Annotated in this window: 11 protein-coding genes; 7 read left to right on the plus strand and 4 right to left on the minus strand. The window is 62.8% G+C overall.

All coding sequences use genetic code 11. From position 1 onward, the window contains the following. Positions 1 to 3,117 (minus strand): glutamate synthase central domain-containing protein (locus AC1DX0_RS23055; protein WP_477356961.1); only part of this gene is annotated, 3,117 nt, incomplete at its 3' end. On the opposite strand from AC1DX0_RS23055, the gene AC1DX0_RS23060 reads away from it, so the two are divergent. The 3 genes from AC1DX0_RS23060 to AC1DX0_RS23070 all read left to right on the plus strand — a co-directional run bounded on the left by AC1DX0_RS23060 (position 3,107) and on the right by AC1DX0_RS23070 (position 5,545). Then, positions 3,107 to 3,337, plus strand: coding sequence for a hypothetical protein (locus AC1DX0_RS23060; protein ID WP_477220033.1), 231 nt, complete (start codon positions 3,107 to 3,109; stop codon positions 3,335 to 3,337). The genes AC1DX0_RS23055 and AC1DX0_RS23060 overlap by 11 nt on opposite strands. A gap of 244 nt (positions 3,338 to 3,581) precedes the next feature. Beyond that, positions 3,582 to 4,631: a threonine aldolase family protein gene (locus tag AC1DX0_RS23065; protein ID WP_477220034.1), complete on the plus strand. Its 1,050-nt coding sequence runs from the start codon at positions 3,582 to 3,584 to the stop codon at positions 4,629 to 4,631. Positions 4,632 to 4,654: 23 nt separating this feature from the next. Beyond that, a complete protein-coding gene (locus AC1DX0_RS23070; protein WP_477220035.1) occupies positions 4,655 to 5,545 on the plus strand; it encodes an MBL fold metallo-hydrolase in 891 nt (296 codons plus the stop codon). Between the two features lie 63 nt (positions 5,546 to 5,608). Here AC1DX0_RS23070 and AC1DX0_RS23075 read toward each other — a convergent pair whose 3' ends face one another. After that, on the minus strand, positions 5,609 to 6,076 hold the full coding sequence (locus AC1DX0_RS23075; RefSeq protein WP_477356963.1) for an Hsp20 family protein: 468 nt from the start codon (positions 6,074 to 6,076) through the stop codon (positions 5,609 to 5,611). A 480-nt stretch (positions 6,077 to 6,556) separates the two neighbouring features. Between AC1DX0_RS23075 and AC1DX0_RS23080 the strand changes: the two genes are divergently transcribed. The 4 genes from AC1DX0_RS23080 (at position 6,557) to AC1DX0_RS23095 (ending at position 9,140) form a co-directional block, all read left to right on the plus strand. Further along, on the plus strand, positions 6,557 to 7,534 hold the full coding sequence (locus AC1DX0_RS23080; RefSeq protein WP_477220036.1) for an alpha/beta fold hydrolase: 978 nt from the start codon (positions 6,557 to 6,559) through the stop codon (positions 7,532 to 7,534). Between the two features lie 167 nt (positions 7,535 to 7,701). Further along, complete coding sequence (locus tag AC1DX0_RS23085) at positions 7,702 to 7,857, plus strand: hypothetical protein (protein WP_477220037.1); 156 nt, start codon at positions 7,702 to 7,704, stop codon at positions 7,855 to 7,857. A 3-nt stretch (positions 7,858 to 7,860) separates the two neighbouring features. After that, positions 7,861 to 8,094 carry a DUF1127 domain-containing protein gene (locus AC1DX0_RS23090; RefSeq protein ID WP_477220038.1) on the plus strand — a complete coding sequence of 78 codons (234 nt, stop codon included), beginning with the start codon at positions 7,861 to 7,863 and terminating at the stop codon, positions 8,092 to 8,094. Between the two features lie 215 nt (positions 8,095 to 8,309). Continuing rightward, positions 8,310 to 9,140 (plus strand): helix-turn-helix transcriptional regulator, encoded by an 831-nt coding sequence (locus AC1DX0_RS23095; RefSeq protein ID WP_477356965.1) that lies wholly within the window; start codon positions 8,310 to 8,312, stop codon positions 9,138 to 9,140. Positions 9,141 to 9,152: 12 nt separating this feature from the next. Here AC1DX0_RS23095 and hisN read toward each other — a convergent pair whose 3' ends face one another. Both hisN and AC1DX0_RS23105 read right to left on the minus strand, forming a co-directional pair. Next, positions 9,153 to 9,926 (minus strand): histidinol-phosphatase, encoded by a 774-nt coding sequence (hisN, locus tag AC1DX0_RS23100; protein ID WP_477356967.1) that lies wholly within the window; start codon positions 9,924 to 9,926, stop codon positions 9,153 to 9,155. A gap of 314 nt (positions 9,927 to 10,240) precedes the next feature. Then, on the minus strand, positions 10,241 to 11,049 hold an 809-nt coding region (locus AC1DX0_RS23105), incomplete at its 5' end, for an N-formylglutamate amidohydrolase (protein ID WP_477356969.1).

Genomic DNA, 11,049 nt, shown 5'->3' on the forward strand with positions numbered 1-11,049 from the left:
GATCAGGCCAACGCCCGGCGTCGAGTGCCGGACCTTGGCGATGGTGGCGTCGACCTTGTGACCGGGCAACTGACCGCCTTCGCCAGGCTTGGCGCCCTGCGCCACCTTGATCTGCATGACATCGGAATTGACGAGGTATTCTGCCGTCACGCCGAACCGACCCGAGGCGACCTGCTTGATCGCCGAGCGTTCCGGGTTCTTGCCGCCGCCGGGCAGCGGCAGGTAGCGGTCAGCCTCTTCGCCACCCTCGCCGGTGTTCGACTTGCCGCCAATGGCGTTCATGGCGCGTGCCAGCGTCGTGTGCGCCTCACGCGAGATCGAGCCGAACGACATCGCCCCGGTTGAGAAGCGCTTGACGATGTCGGCCGCCGACATGACGTCGTCGAGCGCGACCTTCTTGCGCCCGGTCTCGTCGGCCAGCTTGATCTTGAACAGGCCACGGATGGCCTGGGCACGCGCGGTCTCGCTGTCGATCTGCGCGGAATACTCCTTGAACGTCTCCCACGAGCCCTGGCGCACGGCATGCTGCAAGGTGGCGACCGCGTCGGGCGACCACATATGCGCCTCGCCGCGCATGCGGAACAGATATTCGCCACCGACTTCGAGGCTGTTGCGCAACACCGGGTCATTGCCGAAGCCCTCGGTGTGACGGCTGACCGTCTCGCCGGCGACTTCTTCCAGCCCAACGCCTTCGATCAGCGTCGCGGTGCCGGTGAAATACTGCTGCACGAAATCGGTCTTCAGCCCGATGGCGTCGAAGATCTGCGCGCCGCAATAGGACTGGTAGGTCGAGATGCCCATCTTCGACATCACCTTGAGGATGCCCTTGCCGATCGACTTGATGTAACGCGACACCACTTCGTAGGCGTCGACCTCCTCCGGCAACTCGCCGCGCTTGTGCATGTCGAGCAGCGTGTCGAAGGCGAGATAAGGRTTGATCGCYTCGGCGCCRTAGCCGGCRAGGCAGCAGAAATGRTGCACTTCGCGCGGCTCGCCGGATTCSACGACMAGRCCGACCGARGTGCGCARSCCCTTGCGGATYARRTGRTGGTGSACYGCKGCWGTCGCSAGCAGYGCCGGAATGGCGATGCGGTCCGSSCCGASCTGGCGGTCGGACAGGATGATGATGTTGTAGCCGCCGGCGACCGCCGCTTCCGCCCGCTCGCACAGCCGGTCGATGGCGCCCTGCATGCCGSCWGCGCCYTCGYTCGARCCATAGGTGATGTCGATCGTCTTGGTGTCGAARCGGTCYTCGGTGTGGCCGATGGAGCGRATCTTTTCGAGATCGCCATTGGTCAGGATCGGCTGGCGCACTTCGAGCCGCTTGCGGCGCGAATTGCCGACCAGATCGAAAATGTTCGGCCGCGGCCCGATGAAGGACACCAGGCTCATCACCAGCTCCTCGCGGATCGGATCGATCGGCGGGTTGGTGACCTGGGCGAAGTTCTGCTTGAAATAAGTGTAGAGCAGCTTCGACTTGTCCGACATCGCCGAGATCGGCGTATCGGTGCCCATCGAGCCAACGGCTTCCTGGCCGGTGGTCGCCATCGGCGACATCAACAGCTTGGTGTCTTCCTGGGTGTAGCCGAACGCCTGCTGGCGATCGAGCAGGCTGACATCCYKGCGCARYKCGCGCGGCTCGACCGGCTTCAGATCTTCGAGAATGAGCTGCGTGTTGGCGAGCCAGGTCTTGTAGGGATGCTTGGTCGCGATCTCCGACTTGATCTCCTCGTCGGGCACGATGCGGCCCTTGGCAAGATCAATCAGAAGCATGCGGCCGGGCTGCAGCCGCCACTTCTTGACGATCCTCTCCTCCGGCACCGGCAGCACGCCGGCTTCCGAGGCCATGATGACGCGGTCATCGTCGGTGACGATGTAGCGTGCCGGGCGCAGTCCGTTGCGGTCGAGCGTGGCGCCGATCTGGCGGCCATCGGTGAAGGCGACCGCCGCTGGCCCATCCCATGGCTCCATCAGGGCTGCATGGTATTCGTAGAAAGCCTTGCGATCGGCATCCATGAGCTTGTTGCCGGCCCAGGCTTCCGGGATCAGCATCATCATGGCGTGGCTGAGGCTGTAGCCACCCTGGAACAGGAACTCGAGCGCATTGTCGAAGCAGGCCGTGTCCGACTGGCCGTCATAGGAGATCGGCCAGAGCTTCGAGATGTTGTTGCCGAACAGTTCGGAATCGACCGAGGCCTGGCGCGCCGCCATCCAGTTGTTGTTGCCGCGCACGGTGTTGATCTCGCCATTGTGSGCGACCATRCGGTAGGGATGYGCCAGCTTCCAYGATGGGAAGGTGTTGGTCGARAAGCGCTGGTGGACGAGGATCAGCGCSGTCTCGAAGCGCKGGTCCTTGAGATCCTTGTAGTARGCSCCRACCTGGTAGGCCAGGAACATGCCCTTGTAGACGATGGTGCGCGCCGACAGCGACACGCAATAGGCGCCGATGTCCTTGTTGTCGTTCTCGGCATAGATGCGGCCGGATATGACCTTGCGCAGCAGATAGAGCCGGGCCTCGTACTCTTCGTCGTCGGTAATGTCTGGTGTGCGGCCGACGAAGATCTGGCGATGGAATGGCTCTGACGCAACGATATCAGGCGCCTTCGACAGCGACGAATTGTCGACGGGCACGTCGCGGAATCCGAGCAGCGGCAGCCCTTCGGACTGCGCCGATTCGGCGATGATGTCCTCGATATGGGCGCGCAGCGCSGCRTCCTGCGGCATGAACCAGTGTCCGACGCCGTACTGRCCSGCCGSYGGCAGTTCGATGCCYTGSGCYGCCATYTCYTCGCGGAAGAAMYSGTCSGGAAGCTGCACCAGCACGCCGGCGCCATCRCCGACCAGCGGRTCGGCGCCGACGGCGCCGCGATGCGTCAGGTTTTCAAGCACGGCAAGGCCGTCCTTGACGATCTGATGCGACTTCACGCCCTTCATGTTGACGATGAAGCCGACGCCGCAGGCGTCATGCTCGTTGCGCGGATCGTAGAGGCCCCGAGGGGCAAAACCGGTTTGGCCAATGTCGGTTCGGCCAATGGCGGTTCGCGACGTATTTTTGACGGCAGCCGCTTTCGTCTGCGCGGCCTGGCCGTTCGTCGCAGAGAGCGTCATGTCCGTCATTGTCCTGTCCTCCATCCCAGCCCTTCAGGCGCTGGCCATTCTTCGGTCGCTGATTTGCCTCGGCAAGCGCTTGGCTCACCCTGATCCTCAGGCGGCTTTCCGCACGGTTCGCATCTGGTATCGTACAGGCCAGCGTCTGGCCGTCCACCTGTCGCTCGCAGCAACAGCCGGAGAGGCCAATATGTTACGCCAATCCAGCCTGTTTTGTGCGACAAAATAAGACAGCACTACTGTCCTAAATTTTTATGGCAGAATTCCCCGACGCACACAAGACCGATTCACAAAAAACTTGGGGCTCCCGCGACATAAAATGTCGTGAAGTTGAGGAAAAACGTAAGCTTCCGTCGTCGATCCCGACCCGTTCGGCTTGGCTGGCTTTAACGGTTTTCCGGCATCTGGCCCTTGCGGTTGGCCTCTGAAACCAGTCAACTCCGCACCGATTTCCCCCAAACACAGGCAGACGCATGTTCTTCGCTTCCGACAATTGGGCAGGCGCCCATCCCAATATCGTTGCCGGCCTGTCGGCCGCGGCCGGCGGCTTTGCCACCGCCTATGGCGACAGCGCATTCGACCAGGCGGTCTACACCAAGTTCAGCGAGATTTTCGAACGCGAGGTCGCGGTGTTCTTCGTGGCGACCGGCACCGCCGCCAATTCGCTGTCGTTGACCACCTTCAACAAGCCCGGCGGCATTTCGTTCTGTCATCGCGAATCGCACATCGTCGAGGACGAGTGCGGCGCGCCGGAGTATTTTTCCGGCGGCTCGCGTTTGCATGCCATTGACGGCGCACTGGGCAAGATCGACCCGCACAATCTGGAGCGGACCATCGGCCGCTTCGCTCCGGAAATCGTCCACTGGGGACGGCCTATGGCGGTTTCGATCACCCAGTCGACCGAGGTTGGCACCATCTACGGCCTGAATGAGATCGAGACGATTTCGGCCATCGCCAAACAACATTCCGTGCCGCTGCACATGGACGGCGCCCGCTTTGCCAATGCGCTGGTTGCGCTCGACACGACGCCGGCCGAAATGACCTGGAAACGCGGTGTCGACATCCTGTCCTTCGGCGGCACCAAGAATGGCTGCTGGTGCGCCGAGGCGATCGTGCTGTTCGACCTCGACCGCGCCAAGGAATTGGCCTTCCTGCGCAAGCGTGCCGCGCAGCTGTTTTCGAAGTCGCGTTTCGTCGCCGCGCAGTTCGAAGCCTATTTCAAGGACGGCCAATGGCTCGACACCGCCCGCCACGCCAACGCCATGGCCGCGCGCCTCGCCGCGGCAATCGAGGATTCGGCCCACGCCAAGCTGGCCTGGCTGCCGCAAGCCAACGAGGTGTTCGCTGTGATCAAGAAGACCGAGGCCGACAGGCTGCAGGCGGCGGGTGCTGCCTTCTACGACTGGCACAAACCGCATGGCTTTGACGGCCATATCGGCGAGGACGAGTTGCTCTACCGCTTCGTCACCAGCTTTGCCACGACGTCAGAGGACGTCGACCGCTTTGGCCAGTTGATCGCCTGAGCCCCGAGATCGTGAGCAAGCAAATGACCAAGCCGCCTCTTGGCTCGACAATGCGGCTGGTCCGTCCAGCACCAAACGTCCTTGGCTTCTACGATGGCCGCATCGACGGCGCTCGCGCCTGGTCGGACGCACCAAACTGGCTCGACGATGGCGCCTATGCGCTGGGCATATGCACCTACGCTATCGTCGATGGGTCGCAGGCGCTTGTCTATGACACACACATTTCACTGCCCCATGCCCGTTTCATCAGGCAAACGCTTGAAGCCATGGGGGTAACCTCGATCCGGGTTGTGCTCAGCCACTGGCATGACGACCATATTGCAGGCAACGAGGTGTTCCAGGATTGCGAGATCATCGCCAACGACCTGACGGCCGCGGCCCTGGCGAGCAACCGCGCTGAAATAGAAGGTGGCAGTCCGCCGATCATGCCGCTCGTCCTGCCGAACAGGACTTACGCCGGCAGCCTCAGCCTGATGGTTGGATCGATCGCGGTCGAGCTTCACCAGGTCGAAATCCACAGCCATGACGGCAGCGTGCTGCTCATGCCCGGCACCGGCCTGCTGCTGGCGGGCGACACGCTCGAGGATCCGATCACCTATGTCGCCGAACCGGAGCGGCTGGCCGAACATTTGATCGATCTCGAACGCATGGCCGGCTGGAAAATAAACCGGATACTCCCCAATCACGGCTCCCTGGAAGCAATCGAGGCGGGTGGCTATGACACAAGCTTCATTGCAGCGACGCAGGCCTATGTCGGCAAGCTGCTTGCCTGTAGGCACCAGCCCGATCTGGCAAGGCAGGATCTGAGAACGTTCGGCGCCGACATGTTCGCCACCGGTGCGGTGGAGTATTTCGCGCCATACGAGGCCGTTCACCGGCAAAACGTCGAAGCCGTTATCGCCAGAGACCAATAAAAAAGCGGCGCCTCTCGGCGCCGCTTTCGTCTCGGGAGGAGACGCTTCTATTCCTGGGCTACGTTACGCGGCCGTCTTGGCCTCGATCTGCTTGGCCTTGGCCGRAGSCGAMGTGATCGCGATYTTGCGCGGCTTCAAYTCCTCGGGRATGTTGCGCTTGAGGTCGACGAAGAGCAGGCCGTTCTTCAGCGCAGCGCCGACGACTTCAACGTGGTCGGCAAGCTGGAAGCGGCGCTCGAAGGCCCTGGAGGCAATGCCGCGATAAAGCAGCTCGGAGCCTTCGCCGGTGCCCTCGTCCTTGCGCTCGCCCTTCACGGTCAGCACGTTGCGATGGGCTTCGATCGAGATCTCCTCGTCCGAGAAGCCGGCGACCGCCATCGAAATCCGGTAGGAATCCTCGCCGGTGCGCTCGATGTTGTAGGGCGGATAGGTCTGCGCGCCATCGGGCTGCGCAAGCGAATCCAGCATGGTGAAGAGACGGTCAAAGCCGACGGTCGAGCGGTAGAGCGGGGAAAAATCAACGTGACGCATGAGGTGTTCTCCTGTTGAGCAACATGGTTTGCGTATGGCCGGTGCGAAACCCGTAAGCGGCGTTTCGGGAGGACCAGCGGCCCCGACATTGGCGACCGCAACCCACATCTGGGGAGCGCCGGAATGCATTTCAAGCTTCGCCTGGCGGCAAAAACTGAAACGGCCTGCCCTTCATGAACGGCAGATGAACCGGCGCTTCGGCGCCCGTTCAGACAGCCCCCGCTAAAGTATCCTCAAGATCAAGGACAGGCGGCACCAGAGTTTACAGAGGTGCCGCGACGAGGCCGACCGGGTGTTAACGTCCCTTCCTCCCGGATCGACAGGGGCCGGAAGTACGCCTTCGAGCGGCTTCCGGCCTTCCCAATTGCAGGCCCGGCATAAGCCGGATTTGCTTTGCTTTTGATGCATTGGCGTCTATCACCTTGGGCGGGGCCAGCCGCGACAGGCAGGCACGTGAAGACGCCGAGCACAAAGCGCCGAATGACGGACCTTTTTCACGACACGCCGCTTTTCCACGAAACCGAGGGCAATCCGCGACCGGAAAACGCCACCGGCGGCTTCTTCGTCACGCGTGATCGCAAGAATATCCGCTATGGCCTGTTCGGGGCGGTGACGCGTCCGATGCGGGGCACCGTGGTGCTGCTGTCCGGCCGCAACGAGTGTATCGAGAAATATTTCGAAACCATCCGCGACCTTGCCGCCCGGGGTTTCGGCGTCGCAACGCTCGACTGGCGCGGCCAGGGCGATTCCGACCGGCTGATCCGCGATCGCCAGCGCGGCTATGTCAGGTCCTTTCGCGACTACACCGCCGATCTGGAGCAGTTCTTCGAGGAGATCGTGCTGCCCGATTGCCGCGGACCGTACTACATCCTCGCCCATTCCGCCGGAGCTGTGATCACGCTGCTTGCCGCACCGTCCATGGTCAACCGCGTGCGGCGCATGGTGTTGATCGCGCCCTTCCTGACGCTGCCCGACCTGCCGGTCTCAATCAGCACCGTCCGCCGCGTCTGTTCGCTTTTCTGTTTTTTGGGCCTTGGCCGACTCTATTCCGCATGGGGGCCACGGCCGAGACAGACGCTACCTTTCGAGGCCAATAAGGTGACCTCGGATCCGCAGCGCTACCGCCGCAACACCCGCATCTATGAAGAGTATCCACAACTGGCGCTTGGCGGGCCGACGATCCGCTGGCTGCAGGCAGCGGCGAAGGCGTCGGAGGCCGTCAGCGACCCCGATTTCATGGCCCGGATTCAGGTGCCTCTGCTGATCATCGCCGCCGGCGCCGACCAGGTCGTCTCGACCAAGGCGGTCGAGGCCTACGCCAGAAGTCTGAGGCTCGGCTCGCTGTTGATGATCGACGGCGCCAAGCACGAAATCCTGCAGGAAGTCGACCTCTACCGCGAACAATTCCTCGCCGCCTTCGACGCCTTCATTCCCGGCTCCGACGACCCGACGGCCTGACCGGTAGCACGGCTCTTTCACCGAGCCGGCATAGCTGACACACCGTTGTCAGGATGATCGGGTGGCAGTGCCCCGTGGCACGCAAACTGCTAAAGATTCTGACAGCCCGCGCCCACCCCGGAATGCTCATCTGCATGCGTCGAATTGAACGCTATGGAGATGAGATCATGACCGAGAAAACCTGCGCCGCCTGCGATTGCCAACTCGATGCCAACCCGATCCGCGTCAAGGTCGGCGGCAAGACCGTCGAGGTCTGCTGCGAGGAATGCGCCCAGGCGCTGAACGAGGCCGGCGTCTCGGCGGCCGGCACCGGGAAGGATTGAGCCATGCGCACCGATCATGCAACAGCACAACGCCTGGCCGGCCAGGTCCCGGCGCCACCATCCCGCACCACCATCCCGCATTTCTTGCACGCTCAATGCATCGCCGTGGCCAGATGGCTCGCCCGCCAGATGGAGAAACGCCGAAGCCGGCTTGCCTTGCTCGAAATGACCGATGAACAGCTCAAGGACATCGGTTTGTCACGCGGCGATGCCTATTCGGAATTCAGGCGGCGCTAAAGCAATTCCGGGAAAGACGCGCAGCGCTTTCCCTGGGGAATTGCGTCAAAACAAAAAGCAAAAGCAGTTCGCCGGTTCCATGAAACGGCGAACTGCTTTTGCGGGATTGAGCAGCGCTCGCCGACAAGTCTCCTGACAGGACTGGGCAGGCCCATTGCGTAGAATGCTCCTCGCGCCGCCGGAACTTTCCGGCGCGGGGAAAGAGCTCAACGGCCATGTCGCAATTCACAGTTCAGCTCCTTCTCGATACCGGCATCGTCAAGGTGCGGAATGTCGTCTGCAGCGGCGAATGCCGGCACAGGAGCGATGAAGAATGCACGTCGGCCGCGCATCTGGTGTTTCCCTATCGCGGCGTCTTCGTGCGCCATGTCGGCCGCAATGACGCCGTCGCGGAAGCCAATCAGCTGCTGTTCTTCAATCAGGCTGAGGCCTACCAGGTCAGCCACCCCATCGAGGGCGGCGACGCCTGCCTAGACCTCGTCATCGAGGAAGGCYARTTGCGCGAGCTGGCGCCGAAGGGGCAGTTGCGAGCCAGTGGCATCCTGGCGTTTCGTCGCCAGCGCCGGCGCATCGATCCGCGCGCACAGGCCTTGGTGGCATTGCTGCGCCACAGCCTGAGCCGCAATGTCGCCGAAACGCTTGAGGCCGAGACGCTTGCCCTGACGCTGGTGCGGCGCTCGCTCGGCGAGCGCACCTCGCATGTCGCGGGCGCCAGCCCSGGGCGGCAGAAGCTGGTCGAYCGCGCCAAGCTYGTGCTGTCGTCGGACCTGTCGCGGCGCTGGACGCTGGCCGAAATTGCCGCCGAGGTCGGCGTTTCGCCGGTCTATCTSACGCAAATGTTCCAGCAGGTCGAGGCCATGCCGCTCTATCGCTATCATCTGCGCCTGCGGCTGGCGCGCGCGCTCGACCTGCTTGGCCGCTACGACAATCTGACCACGCTTGGCATGGACCTTGGCTTCTCCAGCCACAGCCATTTCAGTGCGTCGTTCAGGCAGGTCTACGGACGCACGCCGGCGGAGTTCCAGCGCTCGATCAAGCCGCGCTGAAGTAGGGAAATGTCAGCCGCGCAGGGCAGCCATGGCGGCCGCGTGAAGCTCCGGCGTCGCCGCCGCCAGAACATCGCCRCCCTTTTCCGCCGGYCCGCCMTCGAARGTGGTGAYGACRCCGCCSGCYTTCTCGATGATCGGGATCARCGCCACGATRTCGTARGGCTTCARGCCGGGRTCGGCGACGATRTCGACGCTKCCSGARGCGATCATGGCGAAGGCATAGCAATCGGCACCGTAGCGGGCGAGCTGGACCTGTTTCTCGAACGCGTCATAGCGCGTGCGCGCCTCGCCCTTGAACAGCGCCGGCGTCGTGGTGAACAGCGTTGCCTCGTCGAGCCTTGTCGTCTTGCGGGTCGAAAGCTTGCGCGGTCCGCCCGGCCCCTCATAGTGCGAGCCCGAGGCGTTGGCGTAAAACAGTTCGCCGGTGAAGGGCTGCGCCATCATGCCGGCAACSGCGTCGCCATCGACCGTCAGCCCGACCARCGTCCCCCACACCGGCAGGCCGGAGATGAAAGCGCGCGTGCCGTCGATCGGRTCRATCACCCAGACATGCCGGCTGGAGATGTTCTCGCTGCCATGCTCCTCGCCGAGAATGYCATGGTCGGGATACTCAGCCGATATCAGTGCCCGGATGGCGCGTTCCGTCTCGCGGTCTGCTTCGGTGACCGGGTCGAAACTGCCCTTTTCCTTGTTGGCCACGGCACCCTGGGCGCGAAAGCGCGGCAAGGTCTCGGCCGCTGCCGCTTGCGCGATACGGCGCATGAAATCGATACTGATGTCCAACTGATTCTCCCGCATTGCAGAGTGCCCAACTGGGCTCTGCCGACACTTTCCCGCCAAAACAAGCCTGTTTATCGATTTATTCGCCGTGACAGCTGTTGCCCAAATGTCACGCAAGCGTCATCGAAACGCAATTTCCACATCAYTSTGAATTAAAAAAGCCTGAAGGTCGCTTGACATTTGTGCACCGCACAATACCCTCGACCTCGGACAGGTTTTCCTGTCCATGCCCTCCTTGGGCGTTTCCTCCCTAGACTTCGACCGTATCGTGCAAACGATGCGGTCTTTTTTTACGCCTTGCACTCTCGCCGGTTATTTTACTCCGCGGCCAGCGGCAGGTCGATGAAATGATGGTCGGGCATCGCCATCAGATCGGCTGAAAATCGCGTCAGGTCGTCGGCCAGCGCGTCGAAGCCGGCAGCCTTCTCGAATGTCCGCTCATTCATGTAAAGCCCGCGATTGACCTCGATCTGCAGCGCATGCAGATGGCGCGCCGGGCGGCCATAGTGCTCGGTGATGAAGCCACCGGCATAAGGCTTGTTGTGGGCGACGGTGTAACCCATGGCGGAGAGCAGGCCGATCGCGGTCTCGGTCAGCGCCGCGGTGGCCGAGATGCCGAAACGATCGCCGATGATGAAGTCCGGCCGCAGACCGCTGTCGCCGACACGGATGCTCGCCGGCATCGAATGGCAATCGATCAGCACGGCAAAGCCGAACCGGGCATGGGTCCTGGTCAAAAGCCGCTTCAGCGTTTCGTGATAGGGCTTGTAGACGGCCTCGATGCGGGCGACGGCTTCGGCCAGCGGCAAGCGGCCGGAATAGATGTCGAGCCCCTCCCCCACCAGCTTGGGCACGGTGCCCAGGCCGCCCGCCACCCGCGCCGAGCGGATATTGCAGAAGGACGGCACCGGCTCGGCGAACATGCGCGGGTCGAGTTCCCAGGGCTCGCGGTTGACGTCGAGATAGGCGCGCGGGAAATTCGCCGCCAGCATCGGCGCGCCAAGCGCCACGGCACCGCCGAACAGTTCGTCGACATAGCAATCCTCCGAGCGGCGGATGGCGTTGCGGTCGAGCCTTGCCATGGCAAGGAAGCGTTCGGGGTAGTAGCGGCCGCTATGCGGTGAGT

It is taken from the genome of Mesorhizobium sp. P3_A9, assembly GCF_056402975.1.